At 56.1% G+C, this 25,747-nt stretch carries 15 protein-coding genes; 11 read left to right on the plus strand and 4 right to left on the minus strand.

Going from position 1 to position 25,747, the window contains the following annotated elements; genetic code table 11:
• The first annotated feature begins 20 nt into the window (after positions 1-20).
• The 9 genes from C5O24_RS02830 (at position 21) to guaD (ending at position 17,603) form a co-directional block, all read left to right on the plus strand.
• Entirely contained in the window at positions 21-5,564 is a 5,544-nt protein-coding gene (locus tag C5O24_RS02830; protein ID WP_205961056.1) for an Ig-like domain-containing protein, read from the plus strand.
• A 38-nt stretch (positions 5,565-5,602) separates the two neighbouring features.
• Positions 5,603-9,442, plus strand: coding sequence for a fimbrillin family protein (locus C5O24_RS02835; protein WP_107681419.1), 3,840 nt, complete (start codon positions 5,603-5,605; stop codon positions 9,440-9,442).
• Positions 9,443-9,666: 224 nt separating this feature from the next.
• Positions 9,667-11,379, plus strand: a complete 1,713-nt coding sequence (locus C5O24_RS02840; protein ID WP_107035161.1) for a SulP family inorganic anion transporter — start codon at positions 9,667-9,669, stop codon at positions 11,377-11,379.
• Between the two features lie 166 nt (positions 11,380-11,545).
• Positions 11,546-11,749: a hypothetical protein gene (locus C5O24_RS02845; RefSeq protein ID WP_107035162.1), complete on the plus strand. Its 204-nt coding sequence runs from the start codon at positions 11,546-11,548 to the stop codon at positions 11,747-11,749.
• A gap of 195 nt (positions 11,750-11,944) precedes the next feature.
• Entirely contained in the window at positions 11,945-12,499 is a 555-nt protein-coding gene (locus C5O24_RS02850; protein ID WP_107035163.1) for a hypothetical protein, read from the plus strand.
• A gap of 155 nt (positions 12,500-12,654) precedes the next feature.
• The gene (rsmA, locus tag C5O24_RS02855; RefSeq protein WP_107035164.1) at positions 12,655-13,452 is read left to right on the plus strand and encodes a 16S rRNA (adenine(1518)-N(6)/adenine(1519)-N(6))-dimethyltransferase RsmA; all 798 of its coding nucleotides are present in this window, start codon (positions 12,655-12,657) and stop codon (positions 13,450-13,452) included.
• Positions 13,449-14,816 carry a magnesium transporter gene (mgtE, locus tag C5O24_RS02860; protein ID WP_107035165.1) on the plus strand — a complete coding sequence of 456 codons (1,368 nt, stop codon included), beginning with the start codon at positions 13,449-13,451 and terminating at the stop codon, positions 14,814-14,816. The genes rsmA and mgtE overlap by 4 nt, the downstream gene beginning before the upstream one ends.
• Positions 14,817-14,869: 53 nt before the next feature.
• Positions 14,870-16,117 (plus strand): glycosyltransferase, encoded by a 1,248-nt coding sequence (locus C5O24_RS02865; protein ID WP_133165442.1) that lies wholly within the window; start codon positions 14,870-14,872, stop codon positions 16,115-16,117.
• A 79-nt stretch (positions 16,118-16,196) separates the two neighbouring features.
• Complete coding sequence (guaD, locus tag C5O24_RS02870; RefSeq protein ID WP_107681421.1) at positions 16,197-17,603, plus strand: guanine deaminase; 1,407 nt, start codon at positions 16,197-16,199, stop codon at positions 17,601-17,603.
• 71 nt (positions 17,604-17,674) lie between these two features.
• On the opposite strand, the gene C5O24_RS02875 is transcribed toward guaD, so the two are convergent.
• The 4 genes from C5O24_RS02875 to C5O24_RS02890 form a co-directional block, all read right to left on the minus strand.
• On the minus strand, positions 17,675-18,871 hold the full coding sequence (locus C5O24_RS02875) for a C1 family peptidase (protein ID WP_107035168.1): 1,197 nt from the start codon (positions 18,869-18,871) through the stop codon (positions 17,675-17,677).
• Positions 18,872-19,676: 805 nt separating this feature from the next.
• On the minus strand, positions 19,677-21,065 hold the full coding sequence (gene dnaA, locus C5O24_RS02880) for a chromosomal replication initiator protein DnaA (RefSeq protein ID WP_107035170.1): 1,389 nt from the start codon (positions 21,063-21,065) through the stop codon (positions 19,677-19,679).
• Between the two features lie 387 nt (positions 21,066-21,452).
• Positions 21,453-22,352 carry an MlaD family protein gene (locus C5O24_RS02885; protein ID WP_107681422.1) on the minus strand — a complete coding sequence of 300 codons (900 nt, stop codon included), beginning with the start codon at positions 22,350-22,352 and terminating at the stop codon, positions 21,453-21,455.
• A 29-nt stretch (positions 22,353-22,381) separates the two neighbouring features.
• Positions 22,382-23,674 carry an N-acetylmuramoyl-L-alanine amidase family protein gene (locus tag C5O24_RS02890; protein ID WP_237612973.1) on the minus strand — a complete coding sequence of 431 codons (1,293 nt, stop codon included), beginning with the start codon at positions 23,672-23,674 and terminating at the stop codon, positions 22,382-22,384.
• Positions 23,675-23,833: 159 nt separating this feature from the next.
• Between C5O24_RS02890 and C5O24_RS02895 the strand changes: the two genes are divergently transcribed.
• Both C5O24_RS02895 and C5O24_RS02900 read left to right on the plus strand, forming a co-directional pair.
• Entirely contained in the window at positions 23,834-24,781 is a 948-nt protein-coding gene (locus C5O24_RS02895; RefSeq protein WP_107035172.1) for a gliding motility protein GldB-related protein, read from the plus strand.
• 290 nt (positions 24,782-25,071) lie between these two features.
• Positions 25,072-25,548, plus strand: coding sequence for a thioredoxin family protein (locus tag C5O24_RS02900; protein ID WP_161553774.1), 477 nt, complete (start codon positions 25,072-25,074; stop codon positions 25,546-25,548).
• The last annotated feature ends 199 nt before the right edge of the window (positions 25,549-25,747 follow it).

Below are 25,747 nucleotides of genomic sequence, written 5' to 3' on the forward strand. Positions count from 1 at the left end.
GTATTGAGCCGTACCGTGAGGTGACACTTGTATTCGCCCACAACCAGTTTGCCGGCGACAAACAGAGCAACGACCTGATCGCCCCGCCCTACCGTGTGGATTTCTCCGATGACGCGGCCTATCTGTTTGCCGAAGGGCTCGAATACAACCGCGACACCCGCAAAGGCACCTTCAAGATAGCCATGCGCACACTTGGCGACCAGAGCGTGACCGTCACCGGCGTCGACGCCACCGAGGCCTCCTACACCTGGCCGGTAAAGGTGATCGAGGGCGTCCCCGTGACAAAAATCACCATAGACGGACCACTCACCGTGGAGATCGGCGGCACAACTATGAAATACACCGCCTCGTGTATATATGAGGGCAGTGCCGATTCGCAGCAGCCGCTCGTACCGAGTCGCACCGACGTGTTGTGGAGCTGCGATACCCCCGACATGCTCACCATAGACGCCGACGGCACCGTACACCCGCTCAAAGCGGGCTTCGCGACGATACGCGCTACGAGCGCCGATCCGGCCTGTTACAGCGTGGCGGCCATCCTCACTGTCAGAGTCGACGACGGCAACGCCGTGAAGTATACCGTCAAACAGACCGTTCCGACAGCACCATACACCGTAAGCATGAACGGCAACAACATCGACGCCAAAAGCATCAAAAAACGCACTGTCAGCACCGATTTCTACTACTTCTTCAACTCCGACGGCACGGCCGAGATAACATATCCGGGCGCCAACCGCCACGATACGTTTGACAACAACGAACAGATACCTGCCACCCCCTATGAATTCGATTTTCCGGGTCATGAACCGGTAAGGACAGTCAAGGCCGACGGGACGCTCGGCGACTTCTGCTTCTACACGTCCACCATAACCAACTTCCTGCTGCGCCATTCAAGCACCACGACCAATTATCTTGAAGCATTCCGCAGCTCGCTCTATATCGAAACCATGCCATACACTGCCGTGGAGAACCCTGACGGAATTCAGCAAGCCACACTTTACAGGGCAAACCGAATCGGCAACCACGCCTTTGCAGGCAGCAACATACGCTACATCAGCTTCTACGACGACTTTGAAGCGCAGCTCAAGCGACCTCAGATCGAAGAGATCGGCGACTATGCCTTCCTCAACTGCAAGGAATTCCGAGGCATATTCCCCGGCTCACACGACCGTGTTGTACCAAAGACCGTCAAAAAGATCGGTCGCGGCGTGTTCAAAGGGTGCGAAAAAATGAGCAGCATGATCATAGGCGACAGCGTGGAGGTGATACCCGAAGAAACTTTCGACGGATGCACTTCGCTGACCCGGCTCACTCTCGGCAAATCGGTCAAGGAGGTGAACTGCGCGATCAAGTGCGACACTATCATCATACGCTCGGCAAAGGTGCCGGCATTCAACCGAGGTGTAACGGCCAACACCCTCACCACCGCACCGGTGGTGTATTACATCGAGGGCAACGAAGCCCCGGAGGCCGGCGCAGGCAAAACCTTCTCCGAAGCCCATGCGCTGCACTTCAACGTGTCGCCAGAGGAGATGTATTTATTCACCAACACTACCGGACGGGCTGATGTCGACATCAAGAGCATAAGCGATCCCGACCGACAGTGGGGCACCGGCATCGCCGGTCATTACCCCTATCCGAAGGTCAATGGCATAACGTTCAACCGATATGCCGACAAGGACAAAGCGCCCGGCTGGACTCCGGTGATTACAGACGAATGGCCCTCCGACGCCCGCGCCATAGGCCCCAACATAGCCGGCGGCAACTTCGACACATACACAAGCATAAAATTCCTCAACCCCAGTCCGAACAACGGCGCCAAGCCATTCAGCATACTGCTTCGCGCCAACGACGGCTCCGAGCAGGAGATCACACTGCCGGTGCACGTGAAGGATGGCAAAAAGGTGACCGGAATATCTCTTATATCCAATAAGGGCAATTTCGTCAAACCTGGAGACCAATGCATACTCACGGTCATCAGACAGCCGGGCAACATCAACGATCAAGACCACACCTCATACAGAGACAAGTATCAGTTCACTTCGAGCGACGAGAGCGTAGCCACAGTAGCCCCTGTCGGAGTTGTCACAGCTCACAAAGTGGGCAACGTCACCATTACCTGCCGCCTCAACGACCCCTATTCGGGCTATCCCGAAGCCACATTCGAGCTGTCGGTCAGAAAAGAGGGAACGGCTATTCCGTCGCGCACATGGAAGTATCACTTTCCCGTAAAAGACGGCGACATAGTCATGGGCAACATCACACGCACCGCGGTCGACTTCAGTTTCCTGCCCATCGAGGCTCCTGAAGGCGAAATACCCGGAGCCATGATCACATTCCCCGGAGCCACACAGGAGCGGATCGCCGAGCTGATCGGAAACGATGGGGCGACACTCCCGCTTCCGGATGAAAAACCATACAATACCCCATATACCTTTGCATATCCCGGCTACACCAACCGGCAGCTGGTAGCGCCGCATCTGGCCACTACGGTCACCCGCAAGGTGAGCGAATGGATAGAAACCCTGAAAAATCCATCAGGACAATATTATAAGTCGACCTACCGCTTCCAGCTCGACATCCCGGCCACAATCGAGGTCGGTGACTCGAAATATGCAGTGAGAGCCATCAGCGCCGGAGCCTTCGCCAACAGCAATATAGCCCACATCGACATACCAGAAGGGGTGGAGGAGATCGGCGACTATGCCTTTGCCGAGGCAAAAGACTTCGTGGGCATCGAAACCAACGCACACAACACCATCATCCCCAACACGGTCAAGAAGATAGGCAAAGGCCTATTCCGTGGCTGCACCGCCATGACGAGCATGATCATCGGCGACGGCGTGGAGGTGATACCCGAAGCGACATTCGACGGCTGCAACAACCTCAAGTCTGTCGGCATCGGCAAAAATGTAAAACAGATCAACTGTGATATAAAACTTATTTCAACCGACAGCAAAGATTACACCATACTGGCATTCCAGTCAAAAGAGCCACCCACACTGAAAGAGGGGTGTAGTATCGAAGCAACTAACGTGAAAGTGCCGGAAGGCTCGGAGGAGGCCTATAAGAAAGCCTTCCCCCATCTGGCAACAAGGATGAAGTCATTCAAACTGTCGTTCACTGAAAAAGACAAGAAACTGACTGCTTACGCCGGGCAGCGGATACCGCTGAAATACTCCATACAGGAGCTCCCGACCGACGCCGTCACCTTCGACTTCATCTACCCGGCCGAGCCGGGGAGCCCCACATCTCCTCCCTTCAACGGCACCGTAAGCGGCTCATCGGTGGGAGTAGGCGGCGAGACCGGACGACGTTTCACCATCGAGTACTCCGACCTTGACGAAGTGCTGGCCGGCAATATCATAGCCCATTCCAACATTAGTATCGACGTCAAGTACAAGAACGTCGGCGAGCATCAGGTGATACTGACCTGGCTCGATGTCACCCGCGCGAGCGACACGATCACGGTCAGCACCGTAGAGGGTGTGCCCGTGGAGCGCATCATCATCAGCGCTCCCCCGTCGATACGCCCAGGAGCCACAGCCACAGCCACGGCGCGTCTGCTTGGCTACAACGGCATGACGCCGACCAACCCGAAGATCCACTGGCAGTCACTGAACCCCGATGTGCTGGAGATAGATCGTGAAACCGGCGAATTCAAAGGCCTCAAGACCGGCAAGGCCACAATAGTCTGCCACAGTGACGACCCGCTCAGCGGCGTCGACGAGGAAGCGACCATAGAAGTGTGCGAACTGATACAGACGGTAAAACTGATGGTAGTGGACGATGAGGGCAAAGAACTCTTCGAGATCAAACCCCTCGGCGCACCCGGCACCACGTCGGACGACGACTGCGGCATATACGAGTGGACCGGCAACAAGGTACGCCTCAAGCGCGTGCTCTATCCCGAAGGAGTTCTGGAACCGGCCCTGTCGGAACAGACATGGAGCAGTACGTGCGAGGCCGAGAACCCGACATTCGCCACAAATTTCACCACGACCGGCGACGACGCCCAGCCCGCCTACGATCCGGAAAACATGGTGATCGACTGCCTTCACGGATATGCCCCCGGCGACAGAGAGGACTATGAATACGAACTGCTCGTGCTTAACATCAAAGGCATCAGGATGCTGGACGGCAACGACTTCACAGCCCGCTATCCGATCCGCGTCAAGACCGAGATGAAGGATATCGACATCGAGGTGCCACAGCCGCCGGCTCCCGACCTTCCCGGAGCTGATGAAGAGCACACCCTTGTGGTGGACGACGAGCACACCGACCGCATAGAGCTGAACGTGCGCATCGACAAGGACGCCACCGACCGCTACGTCAAGTGGGAGGTGGAGGATGAGGAGCTTGTCAGCCTCGCCGCCCTCGACGATGACGGCAACGAGGTCGACCCCAATCCGCAGCCCGAGCCTGATCCGGAACCGGATCCCGATCCGGAATTACCCGATCTCCCCGGCATAGCATCAACCTACAGTGTCAAGGCAAGCACAGCCCGCATGACGGCATCAACCGCTGCCACATCGGCAGTTGACTCCGACGACAAGATCGACTGCCGCGCCGTGATCCGCATCAAGCAGAAACAGGGCAAGACCGTAGTGAGAGCCTACGACCCCGAGGGACGCGGCGCCGAATACCGCCTGACAGTCGACGTGCGCCGTCTGGCAAAGGCCATGGAGATCAACACCCTCTCGATCGTTGGAGCGGTAGGCTTCGTGGGCGGACGGATGAACGTCAACGCCACCATAGCCCCCGACGACGCCACGATCAACCTCAATGAACTCGTGGCTGCAAAACGCCTGACAATGACCTCGTCGGACGAATCGGTGGCCACTATCAACGAACTCGGCCAGGTGTGCTTCGTAGGAGCAGGTCGAGCCATGATCACCGTAAGCGTGGCCGACGGCTCCAACGTCAGCAAGACATTCAGCGTCAGAGTGACGCCGGTACGCACCATACAGCTCAGCGTCACACCCCGCCAGCATTCGGGTCAGCCCGGCTCAACGGTGGCTCTCGCCCCAGTGTTCAAGCCACAGAACGCCACCGACAAGAGAGTGGCATGGGCTTCTGACAACGAATCGGTGGCCACAGTAGACGCCTACGGCAACGTGACCCTCGCCAAGCTCGGCAATGCCATCATCACATGCACCGCCATCGACGGCTCCAACGCACGTGGCACCGCAAGCATCCACGTGGTGGAGAACGCCGGCGAGGAGCAGCCCGACGATCCAGACGATCCAGACGACCCTGACAATCCTGACAATCCCGACAATCCCGACAATCCGGAGGAGTGGGGCGATCCGGAATTCCCCGATCTGCCGAGCGGCATCGACGGCGTGGGCGATGACAGCGACGGCGACAATGTGGAGGTAACCACCGACGGCACCGACATCATCGTCAGCGGCCTCGCGGCCGGACGCCAGGTGAGAGTCTACACCATCGAAGGACGCCTGCTGACGAGCGTACGCTCCACCGGCGCGACGGTAAAAATAAAGGCCGATCCCACCCGGATATATCTGGTGCTGACCCCGCAGCCCCACAAAGTGAAGATCTAAAAGTATATTTTAAGACATATCGCATTTCTACAACATCAATGAGAATACGACATATCTGCAACACAGCACTGGCTCTGACTCTGACCGCCGGCATAGCCCTGACATCATGCAGCGACGAAGAGATCTATCGGCCCGCACCCGGTGAGGAGCCTACGGATCAGCTGCGCTTCAACCTCCCGGAGGTCAACGAATGGTCGACAAGCCGCGCCAAACCCGACTGGCTCGAGCCCGACTGGCGCGAACATCTCACTCCAGGCACGTCAGCCTATTGGGACGCATTCGAGTGGGACAATCCCACATTGGAAAAGAACTGGGACATCATAAAGCTCAACCGCGTAGACAACCGCCTGTTCAAGCGCGACTTCGTGACCGTCGGCGCTGCCCCCGACGTATCTACTCCGAGCGACAGCACCTCACGACCCTACTACGACATCGACGGCGACGGCAAAGGTGACCCGGGATCATACCACAAAGTGGAGAACGACCATATCATCACCATTGACGAAACGCGCACGGCGGTAATGCCGCTGCTGTCGTCGGACGACTCGCAGACCGTGGGCCGCGTGACCATGAAGGCCGAGCCGATGACCGAGAAGCTGATGAAACGCTACGAGAAGATAGCAGCGAAATACTCGGCCGCCGGGAAAGGCTCGCGCGGATACTCGGTCGACGACCGCAACGTCACCGAGCGCTACAAGGACATAAGCGTCACAGCCTACTGTTACACCACCTGCGCCCAGAACTACGAGGAGTTGGTGGACATGGAGTGCTTCGACGAACACCGCGACCACAACCATAAGGTGGAGCTGATGTATGACTCCAAGGTGAGCTATAACAAAACCATCACCGACGCCACCGGCACAGGCTTCTGGACCACTGACACCACCTTCTACTGGACCCAGATGGTAGGCGTGGCCAACCGAGTGAGATTCTTCGCCTACGCACCCTACGACATAGCCGTGCGCACCCCCGACGCCGACCGGCAGAAATATCCAATGATACTCGATCCCGACCAGAAACGGGGCAACATGGACACACCCGAACTCGACTACCTCGTGCCAAGCGATCCGAAAGAGCAGCAGGATCTGAGCGCCACGGCCGTCACCTGTCCCGGCGACTACACCCGCACGGTGCCGCTGAAGTTCAACCACCTGCTGACCGGCGTGCGCATACTGATCGACGACTACTACATGGGCACGTGCATCACCAGCATCAAAATCAAGGGAGTGCGCGACCACGGACGGTATACCTGGACAAAGAAACCCGACAATCTGGCCACATCGAGCGATGACAACGATGTGCTGAAAGGCACATGGGATGTGGACACGGAGAAGGAGTATGTGGAATACGAATTCACCCACGAAAACGGCGGTCTGCTTGACAAGCCGCTCCCCAACGAACTCGACGGCGACCAGTGCCGCTGGGAGATAATCGACTTCGAATATCTCATGCTTGTGATGCCTCAGGTGCTTACCCGCGACGCCATCATGGAGGTGACCTTTCAGGAGGAGGGACAGGAGCCTGAGACCCATTTCGCGCATATCGACTGCAGAGGCACATCCGACAATTTTGACCCCGACAAGGATCCCGACGAATGGCACCAGGGAGAAATGATCACCTACATCATTAGCACCTGGGAAATAGAGTATGTGCTCAAGCTCGTCAAGGCCGGAGGAGTCTACCCCTATCCGGGCGGCTATGACAACAAAACTGTGGTAAGCTACGCCATATATTACGAGCGCGGCACCACCAACATACAGAAGATCATCCCCTGTCCGTGGGAGCCGGAATTCTACGACGCGCAGACAGGTCAAGTCATCGAGCACCCCTACTGGGTCAACGTGACCTACGACCGTCCCGAACCGGACCCGAACAAACCGGGCGACGACCTTCACGGCGAATATCCGAGAGAATACCGCTACAAGGACGGCACCACAGATCCCTTCGGAACACCGTTGGATTTCATTGAGGACAAGGTGTGTCACGGACATGTCGACGTGATGCGCTACGGCGCCCAGCTGTGGGGAGGCCGATCGGAGATGATGGTGGAGCCACTGGCTGAAGCCACGCTTGAGAATCCGGTGAACCTCGCCGTGTACAACTCCATGAAACATGCCGGAACAGCCGAAAATTCAGCCAACTGCTATATCATCAACCAGCCGGGCTACTACAAATTCCCGATGGTCTACGGCAACGGCCTGAAAAACGGCACACCGAACACCACCGCATGGACCGAGCAGAACGGCACCACGGGCTATCCGCAGTTTGTAGGCTCCAACGGGCAGATACTCTCCTCGGAGAAACTTCCGACGATAGCCGACGCCGCGATCGTGACGTCGAACGCCCAATATGCCGTGCAATTAGTGAAGATCGACCAGGACTACCTGACCATCTACGTCGACCCGACCTATATAGACCAGGGCAACTCCATAGTGTGTGTGCGCGACGGCAACGGCACCATCCTCTGGAGCTGGCACATCTGGACCACCGACTACGATCCGTATGCCGACAAAGGCACCGTCAGCGTGAAAGTGCCTACCGGAAACGGCTGGAACAAGGACGAACGCTTCGACATGATGCGCTTCAACCTCGGCTGGCATCGTCCGGACCAAGGCGACGCCGGCGACGGAAAGACGCCGCGCCGCGTGATGTGGCGTCCAGTACAGTCACACCGCCACGAGGGACACACCATCACCCGCACCACCCCCAACTACTACTACATAGAGCAGGATCCCTACGAAGCCACCAAGACCGGCGCCGCCCCCTTCTACAACTGGGGACGCAAGGATCCGCTGATGAAAATGGTGCATACCCCCTTCGACAAAGCTCTGCTGCTCGACAACACCTACTACGGAGCCACCTACAGCCTGCGCCGCACATTCGACAACGAAAAGCTGACGAGCCGGCTCGACGGATCGAAAGAGTATCGTCTCAAGGACGGATATTATTTCTACACACAGATGAAACTGGAGTGGGCCATTCAGCTGCCGTGGGCCATACCGTTTGCCTACAACGCAGACAATCCCGGCGCGACTCACTCACAGACGCGCGGCATGACATGGTGGATCGGCCCCGGCACAACAATCACAAACAATCCCGTGCAGATCGTCAACACCACCGGAGTGGACGGAAGCACAGGCCTGCCTGTGTTAGGCACGACGGGCACACCCGGCAACGCCCTGCTTGAAACCGCCATGTCGGGAGGCCAGATGGTGTTCCACAAAGAGCTGTGGTGCATAGGCCAGAACAGCGACACCTATCTCGACAAGCGCGGAGAGAACGGCGCCGCAGGCGGAGCGGTCCACAACGTGGTGAAGACCATCTACGACCCGTGCCCGCCGCTCTTCACCGTGCCACCGGCCCGAGCCATGGAGTATCTCAACATCACCAATTCACTTAGCTACAACAGCATCGACGACAGCTACGGCTATGTGTCGACCCAATACATGCAGCTCAAGAGCCATCTATGCTACGGCTACACATTCTATAAAGACTATGACTCGAAGATACGCGGCCTGACCGACGACGACCACACGGTGTCGCTCCCCGCCATGCCCTTCCTGTCGCCACTGGCCGGAGAGAGCACCTGGGACAAATCGTCGAACGTCTACTGTATACCCTACTTGAGCACGTTCATGAACCGCTCATGCACGCTGTGGGAGGCCGACATATCAGTGCCCGAATCCACCCTTAAACACAAAGGATGGCTAAGCTCGTACTACAACATCACGGGCATGTTCATAAAAGGCGCATCTGCCGGAGGCATCAACGGCATGGGTCCCACCGAGACCAAGTCGACACATCTGGGACACAGATCGACCGGCAACGATTACAACAATTCCGGCCGCCAGATACGCCCGGTGCGTGAAGTAGACTAAACTGCCTGCGACATAATCATCTCATGAGGCACAGCGCCGGCGGCGCTGTGCCTCATGGTTTGTTTAGAGCGCGCTCTACCCGGTGGCTGATATACGGCGGCGTGACAGCGACATGTAGCAATGATGTTACAGAACGTCACTATCCGTTAAAAAATCATTACCTTTGCCGCTTCAAAAAAAATAAAGACAGGCAATCACGCCACACTAACCTACAAACGTCCAGCATGAATCTTTCCGGACCGGTCGATTTCCGACCAAAGCTGATCTCCTCTCTCCGCGACTACTCGTCGAAACGTTTCAAGGCCGACCTCGTGGCCGGCATCGTCACAGGCATCGTGGCCCTGCCGCTGGCCATAGCCTTCGGCATAGCGAGCGGCGTAAGCCCCACGACAGGCCTCATCACCGCGATAATAGGCGGCTTCCTGGTGTCGGCTCTCGGCGGCTGCACAGTGCAGATAGGCGGCCCCACGGGCGCTTTCATAGTGATCGTCTACGGCATCATAGCCGAATATGGCCTTGAGGGGCTGGCGATAGCCACCGTCATGGCCGGCCTTATACTGGTGATGCTCGGACTGTTTCACCTCGGCACGGTGATAAAATTCATCCCCTATCCCATAGTTGTGGGCTTCACAGCCGGCATAGCGCTGACCATCTTCTCGACGCAGATCAACGACTTCCTCGGACTCGGACTCAGCGACGTGCCGAGCGAATTCCTGCCCAAATGGGGCGTGTATCTGAGCCACCTGCAGCAGACCGACTGGGTGACGCTCGGCGTGGGCATAGCCTCTCTGCTGATCATCATAGCCACCCCCCGCATATCCAAGAAACTCCCCGGAGCGCTGATATCGATCATAGTGATGACGGTGGCCGTCTACTTCATCAACGGCATCGACGGCATCAGCATCGAGACCATCGGCGACCGCTTCGGCGCCCTCGCCACCGACATACCGCAGCCCCACGGCTTCACGCTGAGCATGGCCACCATCAACGCCCTGCTCCCCTCGGCCTTCACCATAGCGATACTCGGCGCCATAGAGTCGCTGCTGTCGTCGACCGTGGCCGACGGTATCACCGGCTCGCGCACCAACTCCAACACCGAGCTGATAGGCCAGGGTCTGGCCAACATCACAGTGCCGTTTTTCGGCGGCATCCCCGTGACCGGCGCCATAGCCCGCACGATGACCAACATCACCAACGGCGGCCGCACCCCGGTGGCCGGCATCATCCACGCCGCAGTGCTGCTGCTGATATTCCTCTTCCTGATGCCGATGATCAACCTCGTGCCGATGGCCTGTCTGGCCGCCGTGCTTATCGTGGTGTCGTACAACATGAGCGGCTGGCGCACCGTCAGATCCATACTGAAGAATCCCAAGAGCGACGTCACGGTGCTTGCCGTCACCTTCCTGCTCACCGTGATATTCGACCTCACGATAGCCATAGAGATCGGCCTGCTGCTGGCCATAATCCTCTTCCTGCGCCGCGTGATGGAGAACACCCAGATACGCGCCTATTCAGGCCAGCTCGATGTGGCCGAGGGCACTGAATCGACCACCCACGAGGTGCTCGACGTGGCCAAGGGCGTGGAAGTTTACGAGATCGACGGCCCGTTCTTCTTTGGCGTGGCCACCAAATTCGACGAGATGATGCGCACCTCCATGGCCGAGAAACCTCTGGTGAGAATCATCAGGATGCGCAAGGTGCCGTTTATCGACGCCACCGGCGTGCACAACCTCGAAATCCTCATCCAGTCGTCGCAGAAGGACGGCATCGACGTGGTGCTGTCGGGCGTCAACGAGAATGTGCACCGCGTGCTCGAGCACGCCAACGTGGAGCGCATGATAGGCCAGCGCAACATCTGCGACCATATCACCCGCGCCGTCACTCTTGCCAACTCCATAGTAGCCGAGCGACGCTCCGAACGCCAAAAGACTGAATGACAGATCCTAGCGTCGCTTGGTCGGCATACACTCTGTTAACGTTCGTTACGAATCGCACCGTTTACACAAAAAAAATTGCAAAAAAAGTTTGTCAGTTTCTAAACTTACTGTAACTTTGCAGCGTTTTTGAAGCTAAAGAATTGTTTTATTAATAAATCGAACGAAAATGAAAAAGTTAGTTCTGATGCTCGCTGTTGTATTCAGCGCATCGCTCTTCGCTTGCGGAAACAAGAATGCCGCTGAGACTGAGGCTGCTGCCACTGACAGCGTAGAGGCTGTTGTTGCCGTTGAGACCGAGGCTGTGTGTGACACCCTCACCAACGACACCATCGCCGCCGACACTACCGTTGCTGTAGCTGTTGCCGAGTAATTACAACTCGCGAAAATCCTTTTAAGGCACTGAGAGCCGGATCCGACATGGATACCGACTCTTTTTTTGTGCGTTTTTTGCAGCCATGAAACAACTTTAACCGCGCAGACAGCGTTTGTATATAACAAGCGCCGACATCCCGGCGCAGACCCAGCGGCGTCACACGTCCGCCATCATGCATAAACAAAACCTGACATGATACAGAACATCAACTTCCGGAAGTTTACCGACCACCTGAGCCACGCAACCCTCCTGACCATACCCGGCGAAGCTACAGCCGCCGTGCTCACCATACAGGCCGCCATGGGGCTTTTCGCCGTGTCATCGGCCATAAAGTCGGAGAAACTCTGCGCCGACGACCAGGCCACCAGACTGCTCCAGACACAATTCGGCATTCTCAAAGAGCAGCTCGAAGCTACAGCCAACCGCTGCTTCACCGCCGGCAAGGCGCTCAACGCCGCCATAGTGGCCGAAGAGAAGAAGGAGCAGGAGGCACTGTTCGGCGAATGCGCCGAAGCCAACCTGCAGACCGCCCGCCTGGCCGCCGACCTGAGCCGCCTGCTCGGATCGCTGGCCGCGATTGATGACCCGATGGTGTCGTCGGTGGCGCAGCCCGCTCTGGTGGTGACCGGCACATGCCTCGAAGCCGCCCGGCTAAACGCCAACTTCTTCACGCCACATCTCGATGCCGCCAAGGCCGACGACTACATCCTTCAGTTCAAAAACCTGACAGAAGCCGTCAACGGCTGACACCGCTCCACTGACCGGTATCCCCGCCCATACCACGACACCCCTCAACGCCAAGCCGCGAAGAGGGGTTGCGGCATATCAGCCCATTTTTCCGGCCGCATAATGCCGGGGCGCCGGGAATTTTCACTATTTTTGCAAAACAAACACCACAGCCCATGAGCCAACAGGTAAAACCCAAGAAAGCACTCGGACAGCACTTCCTGACCGATCTCGACATAGCACGGCGCATCGCCGCCACCCTCGACGACTACAAGGGCCTCCCGGTGATGGAGGTAGGTCCGGGCATGGGAGTGCTCACACAGTTTCTGATGGCCGAGGGTCACGACATAAGCGTGGCCGAGATCGACGGCGAGAGCGTGGATTATCTGCGCAGCCACTTCCCGGAGCTTGAAGGCCGCATAATCGACTGCGACTTCCTGAAACTCGATCTGGCGCAGACCTACCCCGACGGACAGCCTTTCTGCGTGATCGGCAACTACCCCTACAACATATCCTCGCAAATATTCTTTCATGTGCTCGACTACCGCAACCAGGTGAAATGCTGCTCCGGAATGCTTCAGCGCGAAGTGGCCGAACGCCTCGCCGCCCCGGCCGGCACCAAGACCCGGGGCATACTGAGCGTTATGCTTCAGGCATGGTATGACGTGGAGTATCTCTTCACCGTGCAGCCGGGAGTTTTCAACCCGCCGCCCAAAGTGCAGAGCGGAGTGATACGCATGCGCCGCAACGACGTGACCGATCTGGGATGCGACGAGCGACTGTTCAAGACCGTGGTGAAGACAGCCTTCGGACAGCGCCGGAAGACCCTGCGCAACTCCCTGCGCGGCCTTCTGCCGGCCGGCACCGGCGCCGACGAGCTGCCGATGGGTCAGATGCGCCCCGAACAGCTCACTGTCGGACAATTTGTAGAACTCACCAATTTCATATCCTCACTCCGCGCACCCAAGCAATGAAAGAATACACCCCCGAATATCTGGAACACATAAGGCAGATCATAGCCGAGCGCAACGAGGAGGCCGCCCGCACGGAGCTGGCCGACCTACACCCGGCCGACATAGCCGAGCTTTACCAGCAGCTCGATCTGGAGGAGGAGGAATTTCTCTACAAGCTGCTCGACGACGAGATAGCCGCCGACGTGCTCATGGAGCTTGACGAGGACGACCGCCGCAAGCTGCTCAAGGAGATGCCAGCCGAGGAAATCGCCCGGCAGTTTATCGAAAACCTCGACACCGACGACGCCGTAGACATCATACAGGAACTCGACGAAGAGGACCGCGACAAGATCCTCTCGCACATCGACGACGTGGAGCAGGCAGGCGACATCATTGACCTGCTGAAATATGACGAGGACACCGCCGGCGGCCTGATGGGCACCGAGATGATCGTGGTCAACGAGAACTGGAGCATGCCCGAATGCATCAAGCAGATGAGGATGCAGGCCGAGGATATGGACGCGATCTACAACGTCTATGTGGTCGACAACGACTACCGCCTGCGGGGCATACTGCCGCTGAAAACCCTGATCACCCACCCGTCGGTGTCGAAGATACGCCACGTCATGGAGGAGAACCCGGCATCGGTGAAGACCGACACGCCGATCGACGACGTGGCCATCGACTTCGAGAAATACGATCTCGTGGCCATGCCGGTGGTCGACTCCATCGGACGCCTCGTAGGGCGCATCACCGTCGACGACGTCATGGACCAGGTGCGTGAATCGACCGAACGCGACTATCAGCTGGCATCAGGTCTGTCGAGCGACGTGGAGACCTCCGACACCATCTTCACCCAGACCAAGGCCCGGCTGCCCTGGCTGCTGATAGGAATGCTCGGCGGCATAGGCAACTCACTCATACTCGGCAACTTCGAGGAAGGCCTCTCGGTCGATCCGACACTTGCTCTTTTCATACCGCTCATAGGCGGCACAGGCGGCAACGTCGGCACCCAGTCGTCGGCTATCGTCGTGCAGGGTCTGGCCAACGGCTCGCTCGACCTTCGCCGCTCCGGACGCCAGCTGCTCAAAGAGCTTGGCGTAGGCCTGATCAACGGCCTGATAATATCGCTGCTTGTATTGACCTACAATGTCATGAAACTCGGCCCGGGTCACTACTCCACCACCATGGCCGTGTCGCTGTCGCTCATGTCGGTGGTGATCTTCGCCTCGGTGTTCGGCACTTTCGTGCCACTGACCCTCGAGAAGTTCAAGATAGATCCGGCACTGGCCACCGGCCCCTTCATATCCATCACCAACGACATCATCGGCATGCTGATCTACATGGTGATCTCATCCGCTCTCATCATCCATTTCGCTGGCTGACCGCACATCTCTCCAGACATTCCCTCCCCACCTACCACAACCGCTGACCATTCGTGAATCACCCCGAACCACAACCGACGACCATCGTGGTCATTACCGACGCCTATCCCTACTGTGAGCACCCTGAAAGCGTCCTGGTCAAGCCAGGGCTTGACGCCCTTGCCTCACGGTTCGACCGTATCATAGTGATGCCCCGCCACCGGATCAGCAGTGTCCGCGACGAACATCTCCGACCCGGCATAGAGATATGCGATGATCTGGCCGACGCCACCGGACACGACGGACGGCTGCCGGTGTGGAGCGCTCTTGCATCGGCCGACATGGCCTATTGGCTCACGCACGGCACCGACAACCGCCACGCGCTGTCGCACTCAATCCAGGCCGTAGCCGCCGGACAATGGTTCACGCGCTGGCTACGGCGACACCCCGACCTCACATCGCAAAACACAATATTCTATACCTTCAGGCTCAGTCCGCTGACCTCGGGTCTTGCTCTCGCATCGCGCAAACTGCACCTGCGCATCGTGAGCCGCGCCCACACCGACGATCTGCGCCGTGGCAACCGCCAGCTACGCCTGTTCACCGCACGACACTGTAAGGCGATATTCACCACGAGCGACCAGACGGCCGACGTGATCCGCCGACGACTGTCGGGTGACCGACATGTGCACATCGAGACACGCCGTTTCGGATGTGTTGACCGGCGCGATAGCGCTCCGTCGCCACATATAATACACAACCAGCTGACCTTCCTCACTGTAGGGCCGATCACCGAGGAGAAACGCTTCAGCCAGATGGCCGAATATATCGACGCACTGGCCACCGCACGCGAAACTCCAATAAAATGGATTGTGGTAGGCGACGGCCCGTGCTACGACGACCTGAAAGCCACCCTCGGGCGGCTCACCCCCAACAAATGGCTCACAACCGAACTGCTCGGCGCAGTGAGCAACGACGACGTGCACGCGCTCTACGCCACCGGCAGCATCGACTGGACACTGCTGCTTGCCGACGACGGCATAGGCTGCCCGGTGGCTCTGTGCGAATCAATGATGTATGGAGTGCCGGTCATAGCCAACGATGTCGGCGGTCTGTCGGAGATGGTCGACGACGACTGCGGCATACTGCTGGCCGCCAATCCTGAAAAGGAGGAGTTCATACGCGGTATCATGCCCTATATCGACTCACAGCTGCGATACAGCCGCATGCGTCTGGGCGCACGCGAGAAATGGGCGTCGGACTTCGACGCAACGCTGCTCCGTGAAGAACTGGCCGACGATATGTCGAAACTTGTAACGTAAACAACGATGAAAGTCGCCGGCGCAACTTTTCGGTGTCCGGAAGCGTTTGTAATGTCAGTAACACAACATCATCATATCCATGCACACCGCCCCGCTTCCGGTAAATCCCCACGGCTCCCCGCTCAAAGGCATCAGAGGCCATATACTGACATTCAAGGCCAATCCGGCGCTTCACGACGACGCAGAGGGCTGCTACGACTATCATGCCGACGGCCTGATAGTGATACAGGACGGATATATCGTCGATGCAGGCAACTACAGCGCCATAGCTCCCGCATATCCGCAGATGAGGGATATCGACATGTATGCCGACGCCGTGGTAATGCCCGGTTTCGTCGACTGCCACACCCATTACGCACAGAGTCCGATGATCGGCTCATACGGCGAAACGCTGCTCGACTGGCTCGAACGGTATGCCTACCCTACAGAGTCGCGAATGGCTGACAAGCAATCGGCCGACGAGACGGCACGGGAATTCTTCAGGCAGACACTCTCCCAAGGCACCACCACCGCCAATGTGTTCGCCACAACATACGCCACGTCGGTCAATGCTTTCTTCGAAGAGAGCGAACGCTACAACACCCGAATGATATGCGGCAAAGTGCTCCAGGACCGCAATCTGCCCGAAGCCCTGAAGGATCCCTCGGCCGAAGAATCGATTGCTGTCGCCGGGGAACTGCTCGACAAATGGCATCGCCGCGGACGGCAGCTCTACGCCGTCATACCCCGGTTTGCTCCCACCTCGTCCTCCAGGCAGCTACAGCTTGCCGGGGAACTTTATCAGCGGCATATCGACACCGGAGTGTATCTGCACACACACCTGAACGAATCGCAGAACGAGATAGAGTGGGTGAGGGAACTGTTTCCCGGAATGGCCGACTACACAGATGTCTACCGCCATTTCGGCCTCGTTGACCGGATGACGGTAATGGCCCACTGCTGTATAATGGGCGAGAATGAATGGCAGACGCTCCATGACTGTGGTTGCGGGGTGGCCCACTGTCCGTCGTCCAACCTATTCCTCGGCGACGGAGAATTCGACTACCGCGAGGCTGTGAAGAGATCGCGTCCTGTCAGAACCGGAATCGGATCCGACACCGGCGGCGGAACAAGCTTTTCCATTCCTCGGCAGCTCGGCGAGGCCTACAAGGTGGCGATGTTGCACGGCTGTGGCCTTAGCGCACTCAAAAGCTTCTACATGGCCACACGCGGCGGCGCCGAGGCGCTACGGCTTGAAAACACAATAGGCTCCATAGCGCCGGGCTTCGAGGCCGATATGGCCGTGGTGGATCTACGTCCGTCGGAATTCGTCGGATGGCGCATGAAATACGCCGCCACAGTATTCGAGAAACTGGCTGTCATAGCGTCGCTCGGTCCGGACAACCTGATAAGAGCCACATACGTGGCCGGGCGGAAGGTCTACGACCGCGACCGCGGGCAGAAATGGATGTATGCCGACCACGCCGGGATAGAGCGCGTTTCATAAAACAACGGTCCTGCGTCAGATCTCGGATCGTGACACAGGACCGTCGGGTTTGTCTTCCGCTGTAATGCGGCTCAGATGCCGGTGCGCTTGCGTATAGCGGCAGGCACAGCCTCCTTGTTGACGTAGATATCCATGGTCTTGGCAAGGAAATAGGGCATTGACACATAGAAGTAGCCGCCGTATTTCTGCTTGTCGGTCCATGAGTTCTGCACCTTGTAGTATTCATTGCCGTTCTGGTCGGTGGCCTTGCCTACGATCACCATTCCGTGGTCGTCGGTTGTTTCCTGACGGTCGAACATATCCTGACGCATCTCCTGAGTGACCTCAATCTCCTTTACCGGGCCTTTGACGTCGTATTTCTCACGGTTCTTTTCAGCATCGGAGAGCTTCACCCAGCGCGACAGTTCGGTGCCTTCAAGATCGGCCTCGTCCTTGTCGGCAGGCATCACAGCGAATCCCTCTTTCCACTTGAAACCGCCTTCGCTGACGTCGGCAGCCCAAGCCACGGAGTAGCCCTTGTCGATAGCGTTGTCGACGATAGCCTTGAGATCGGCCAGAGGCACGTTCATATACTGGCCGGAGAGCCAGTTGTCGGAAACCTCAAGCACGAAGGGCTTGTCGAACGGATGGTGGGTGAACGAAGTGAACGTGGCGTAATCGTCGGGATTGATGCCGAGCGACTGTGCGAATGTCCGGGGAGTGTAGGTCTTGCCCTCGTATTCGAATGTCTGGGGGATCTCTCCGAAATAGGCGTTGAGTATGCCCTGCAGACCCTTGCGCCACGCAGTGGAGAGCCGGCGGTTGGGCTTGCGGTTGATAGCCGAAAGATAGCCCTGCATGGCGGACTCAAGCTCGCCGTGCACGTGATTGTCCTCGCCGTAGTTGAGTCCCTTGTAGGCCTCTTCGGGCATCATGCCGTAGGCTGCCCACACATAGGGGACGTCGAGTCCGCTGCCACCCTGCGAGAAGTTGATCTTGCCGTTGGTGCGTATATATTTGTCGGCCTTGTCGTCGTAGGTGTGCCATACGACAAACATTTCCGACAGATCCACGGGCTTGTGTCCCTTGCGGATGATCTCGTTTTCGAAGAACGAATTGCTTGAGAAGCACCAGCATGTGCCCGACTTGTTCTGGTCGCGTACCGGACCGGTCTTCACAGTCTTTACATCGGTGAACTTGAAGCCCTCGACCGAATCGGTCTTCGCGGCTTCCTGCGCCTGCACCGAGAGAGCGGCCGCCAGAGCAGCCACGATAATGATTGGTTTCATATAAGTAATTCTTAAAGATTAGTTGACATCATTAAACTCATCAGTAACCCGTGGGTCGCTGTGAGTTACTTAGTATGTGTATGCATATTGAACAGCTCATGATGTTCAACCACAAAGTTACGCAAAATCGACGGCATAACACATTGCAGTATCAGCTTTTTTGCATAGAAGCACGCATGAAAGCGTGAAAAACACCGCAAAAAAAGAGCAATCCTCACGGATAGCTCCTTCCAAGATTTATTTTACAGGGATGTGAACGACGGATCCTCACGGAGTGGTCAGTCCACTTTCATATACAGGATAGTCAGCTATCTGCTGACCGGATTATGATACAATGTGATTTGTTATGGTTTGGTCAATAACGGAAATCGACTCGACGCTTTCGACAGGTTGTTGAGATTGCACAGGAAACCTGTCCGCCGTAGCACCGGAGGATCTGCCACAATTCAAAAAAGAGGAAAACGGATGTTGGATGGACGAGCAGGATCTAAAGGAATACCCCCCCCCATAACCACCTCATTCTCAGTGAATTGAGTTGTAGTTGAGGTTTTATCGAAAATCATCAGCTGAATCGCGCCGTCACACCGATAGCCGGAATGCTCTATCCGGGCGGCATCATAATGATGATTTGATCTCGATGCGAATGTTGACATAAGTTCAGCTTGCATTAATGATTATGGCACGAAATTACAAAATGAAAAGCAATTGTGCAACCGACATGAACATTTGTGGCCATTATGACCACGATTCATATTAATATATTACATTTTGGCCAATCATGTCTCCTACGGAGAACGGCATACGCTTACGAAAGGATGGCCGACTCGAGCTTCGACAGATCGTCCTGCAGGCGCTTCTCAAGCGGCAGACGCTCCTCGATGTTGCGGCATGCATACAATACGGTAGCGTGTGTGCGCGACAGGCGCGATCCGATAGCCTTAAGCCCCATCTTGGCATGTTTCTTGGCCAGGAACATCACCATCTGGCGCGCGTCGGAGATCTCGCGGCGGCGCGACTTGGTAAAGAGCTGGTCGGGTTCGATCTTGTAGTAGGCGCTGACCTCCTGGGCTATCATTTCGAAATTTATCTGGCGGCGGTTGATCTTCACTGCGTTTCCGAGCACCTTACGGGCAAGGTCTATGGATATTTCACAACCGAGCACCGTAGCATGGGCTATGAGCGACACCATGATACCCTCAAGCTCGCGGATTGAGTCGGTGACATTTCCTGCTATATAGTCGAGCACATCGGCCGGTATCACAAGACCGTCCTTCATGGCTTTGCGCTCAAGCACTTCGCGCCGCAGATTGTAGTCGGGCTTCTCGAGTTCGGCTGTCATGCCCCATTTGAAGCGGTCGATCATGCGCTTTTCCATGCCCTCCATCATCGACGGGCGTGTGTCGGACGACAGTATGATCTGCTTCTGATTGAGCTGAAGATGATTGAATATGTGGAAGAATGTTCCCTGGGTGCTCGTCTTGCCTATCAGATCCTGAATATCGTCGAGTATGAGCACGTCGATGCTCTGATAGAAGTTTATGAAGTCGTTGATGCGTCCGCTACGCAGAGCTGTCGTATACTGGCTCTCAAACAGGCGTGCGGTCACATACAGGACGCGCTGCTGGGGATTAAGCTCCTTGATACGGATTCCGATAGCCTGTATCAGGTGAGTCTTGCCTACACCCGGCGACCCGAAAATAAATAGCGGGTTGAACGTCTTGCACTTCGGGTCGGAAGCGATCGCCTCACCGATGGAGCGCGCCACACGGTTGCTGACGCCTATACAGTAGTTTTCAAACGTGTATCGCGGATTGAGCTGTGCGTCGATCTCGGCAGGCTGCGCTTTTGGAGCAAACGGGTTGGAGGTGGCTCCGGGTGCGGGCGCCACAGCAGTCGACGGATTTGAGCTCTCCATCGTGACAGCCGTCGTGGGGTCATCGGAAACCTGGTCGAAGTGATAGAACAGCTTTACCGACGGGCCGTAAACCTTATGGAGCGTCTTGCTGATCAGTTTGAAATAGCGTTCTTCAAGCTGCTCCACAAAGAATTGTGACGGCACTCGTATATTAAGGTTTCCGTCAACAAAGCTGATCGATGCGACCGGCTTGAACCATGCTTCAAACTGTTCCTTGGGTAGATTGTCGTGGAAAATCGCAAGACAATTTTCCCACATCTGTATATGATTATGCTCCATTTATGTGGGGGAATTTATTGTTTCAAGAGGAGAGCATGCGCCCTTTTTCCGGATGCAAAATTGGGGCAAAAAAAAGTTATAAACAATCGCGATTTTATTTGCAAATCATAAGTTTTTTTCAACTATACTGAATCACAACGCCTTACACACAGCATAGGCCAACGTCCGACCGACATGATAACATACAAGAATAAACCTGTGATAATGTGGTAATTACACACTTTATTGTGTCGCTACAGTAAAACGCCCGTCAGTCGTCGCAAAATGTTAACGACGGCATCAGCACTAACAAAACGGACCAACCCCGAGGGTCGGTCCGGCGTAGTCGTTATTTAGATCTTGTACAAATAAGATACCGCTTCCATGCAACATCTTTCAGGCATGGGATCAGAGCAGTTTGATGCTGATATATCGCTTGGGATGACGCTTCACATCCTGCAGAAGCGAGTCGAGGCTTCCCACAGCGCCATTGAGCGAATTATAGAGCGACGGATCGTTTAGGAGCAGTCCGAGCGACGAATCGCGGCTCTGGAGCTGCCCCGAAAGCTCATTGAGACGTGCTGTGAAGCTCTGCACATTGGCCATCGTGGAGTCAAGTGGCATCTCACGCAAAGCAGCTGTGACCTGAGTGAGGTCGGCCGAGATCTGGCGGACATTGGTCATAGTGGTCTGCGCGTCGGAAGCTATGGCCGGTGTGCGCGCCATGGTTGCGGAGAGTGCCGTGGTGCTTCGCTCCAGATTAGCCATAACCGCATCGAGACGCTTCACCGCACCGAGCAGCGCCGGATCCGACACGATGGCTGTGACAGCCGTCAGAAGCGAATCAATTTTAGGAAGCGCCGAAGCAACCGACGGAAGTATGTCGTTGGTGACATTATCCATCAGTCCTGATGAGTTGACACCCGTCAGCTTGTCCCCGACCTGATGCATTCGCGTGTCCTTGCCCATTCTCAGCTCGATCGACGAGGTGCCGAGCATATCGGTGACGAGCACCGCCTCCGTACCCACCGGAACCTTCAGCTTACGGTCGAGCGACAGCTCCACTTTGATATGGCCGGGGTTGTCATACTCATAGTTGATCTCACGCACAAGGCCCACTTTGTAGCCGTTGACAGTCACCGGAGCCGACTGCGCCAGACCGGCGACATTGGTATATGATGCATAATAATAGTTGGCAGCCTTGAACACATTGACGCCTTTGAGGTAGTCGATACCGAAAAAGAGTATCAGCAGTGTGATCAGCACCGTCAGGCCTATCATCAGTTCCTTTTTCTGTATAGTCTTCATTGTCGGTTGGAATTATATCGTTGTCTAAATCATTTAATTCTCTTGCCATTGCGCGTCTTTATGACAAACGCGTCGGGGAACTGTTTCCTTACCTGCCTGAGCCGCTTCTGCGCATCGGACAGGGATGTGTATGACCCTACGGTGTATTTATACACGCGTCCGTCGACATAACACTCGACATCGGTCATCCCCTTGTATTCGCTCGATTTCTTACCAAGTCGTTTCGAGCTGGTCATGAACTGCACCTTATATATGATACGGTTGTCATCGGCCGACGCTGACTTCGCTCGGTCAACGCTCTTCGCCTCCTCTGACACCTGCTTTCCGGACGATACGCGGTCAGATGCTTTTTCCGATACAGTCGCGGTATTGTCCGCTTCCGAAACCTTCTTTCCGGCAGAGTCAGCTGAGGGCGTCACCTGATGTACAGGCTCGTCGACCGGCGTGAGCTTGCGCTGCGGCTTCGGCATGTTTTTCCCCTTGGAAGCGACCTTCCCGCCGTTGACAGTGGCGGTATGAAGGTCGATGGAGCGCTTATACTCACGGAAGCCATTGAAAATGGCCTGCGCCATCTTCTCACGACCCTTGTTTGAGGCCATATACTTTTCCTGCACAGGATTGCATATGAAATCAAGTTCTACGAGCACCGCCGGCATACTTGTCTTGAACAGCACCCAGAAATTGGCCTGCCTTACGCCTCTGTCGCGACGTCCCGCAGTCGCGACGAGCTCCTGCTGTATGGCCTGGGCGGCAGCCACGCTTTGCTCCACGTGCTTGTTGCGGCTCATCTCGAAGATGATGTATGATTCGGTCGAGGACGGATCGAATCCTTCGTAGACAGTCGAGTAGTCGGCCTCAAGCTTCATCACGGAGTTCTCGCGCATGGCCACGGCAAGGTTCTCTTCCGTACGGCGGAATCCAAGGGTGTAAACCGAAGCTCCGGCCACGGTGCGGTAGTTGCGCGCCTTTTTGTCGATAGAGTTGGTATGGATGGATATGAACAGATCGCCACCCGCCTTGTTGGCTATGTCGGCACGCCCCTGGAGAGTGACAAACGTATCATTGCGGCGGGTGTAGACCACCTTGACATCCTTGAAATTATCCTCAATAAGCTTGCCCAATTTAGTAGCGACAGCGAGATTTATATCCTTCTCACGGGTGATTATGCCTACGGCTCCGGTGTCGCCACCGCCGTGTCCCGCGTCGATAACTACGGTAAACTTTTCCTCTGCAGCGGCTGTCAGCGACATGAACGCAACCGTCAGCGCTATAGATATACTGCGTATTATGCCATGCATGGTTTCGTCAATTGTTCTTTTCAAAAAGAGATTACGGACATGTCCGATCCCGACGGACATACCGCTATCAAAGCGCAAAGTTAGTAATTATCATCCATTTTTGACCACATTTGCCACAAAATCGGCCACGAGAGCCAATGCACGAGAGCCAATGTTGGGTACATTTTGTTTAACTTTGGCTTCATGAAACTGACGACATTACCTATTGCAGCCCTTGTGACAGCTATCGCATCGTGCACAACCTACGAAAACACAGAAATACCGGTGGAACGAATCACCACGGCCGAGGCGCTCGCATCGTCGCCCGACGGTGCGCACACCATAATGCGCGCGTTAGGAGCCGACGACGACACTGCCGCCACGCAGCAGTGGGTCTATCGGTTCGGCCAGTCGGAAGCAATGAGGATCTTCGGCCATGACGCCGACTCAATCATGCCTTCGTTGCGGCAGTTCTCGTCCGACATCGGTCGGCTGCACCGCAATATGGCGTCGATACTACCCGATGCTCCACCGCTCCGCCAGATCTATGCTACCGTCATACCATATTCGCAATCGGTCATACTGATGTCCGACACAAACGGCATAACGATAATCGTAGGCCTCAACCATTATCTAGGAGCCGATTATGAAGGCTACAGTTCCTTTCCGGCCTATCGGCGCGCACGCAAGACACCCGAATGGATGACACGCGACATTGCCGAGGCAATAGTGCGCACGGTGTATCCTTTGGAGAGCGACGCACACCCCACACTGCTACAGCGGATGCTCTACGAAGGCGCCGTGGCCGCAGCCCTCGTCAGACTGATGCCGGACAATGAAGCCCGCGCCATAGGGATAACCGACGATGACTTCGCGCAGCTTTATCGGTCCGAGAAAGAGATATGGCAGCGCATGGCCGGATCCGACCTGCTATTCGACCGTTCGGAACGCACAGCTTCCTCGCTGCTGCACGAAGGCTCCCCGGGGACGGTGATCGGACGCGACGTGCCGCCAATGGCCGGCCGACTGACAGGGTGGCGCATCGCAGAATCATACCTCAAAGCCAATCCCGAAGCCACGCCTGAATCGTTGCTGCAACCTACCTTCTACCTCTCCGACAAAACCCTGCGCGAGGCTAAATATATGCCCTGACAGCCAACGTTAACCTATTTTAACCCTCTGCTGCAACCCGCTCCCCAAGCCGTACGAAAGCCGATACAGACCTCACTGGGCACCTGACAAATTGTGTACGCCGCAATATTTTTGTAACTTTGCGGTGTTTTAAGAAAGGTGTCAGGCGAAGAGTCGCCTGCAGATGACGCCGAAAATCGGCGGGGCAAGCTTTCTGATACGGCAGCACCACACACGTGCAGCCGTAACGCCACCCTCCTTCGGAATGCCTGCCTTATGTGTAACATTAAACCTTGACAATGAAGAAAACAATGAAAGTCATTGTGCTCTTCGCCGTTCTTGTCATTTCAGTATCCGCTTATTCCGAGCGTGTGTTTGAAGCCGCCGAAGGCTACAACGCTCCATCGATGACGATTGAAAACAGCGACACGACGCTGTCGCTTGCGGATATGAAGGGACGCTATGTGATCGTCACATTCTGGTCGTCGGCCGACGCCGACTCACGCCTCAGGGCCTACCGGTATGACGAGGCAGCCAAGCTGCTCCCGCAGGAACGATTTTGTCTCTTGTCGGTCAACTTCGACCGTAGCGAGCGCCTCTTTCGTGAGATAGTGCGTAGAGACAATCTTAGCGCGGAGAACCACATCCATGTCGACGGCAGCCAAGCCAACAGGATCATCCATGACTACCGGCTGACCGAAGGATTCAAATCGCTCCTTATCGACCCGAAGGGACGCATCGTGGCGATGAATCCAAGCATTGAAACTCTGACCAAAATGAGTATTTGAGGCTGACAACATCACATTCCGGAAGGAAGCAATTCCTCCCGGCTTTTTATTTTTATACACCTTATTCCGGAACAGGAACGTTCTATAAAAGAAAATTCTTAAAGATTGTCTAAGAGTATGTTTGAATTTAACCCGAAGAAATATATAGGGACTTCTTGCCATCCACTCAAAGGTCTTTTCGGGCGATTCGCGTCAAGTT

The sequence above is a fragment of the Paramuribaculum intestinale genome (assembly GCF_003024925.1).
Taxonomy (GTDB): Bacteria; Bacteroidota; Bacteroidia; order Bacteroidales; family Muribaculaceae; genus Paramuribaculum; species Paramuribaculum intestinale.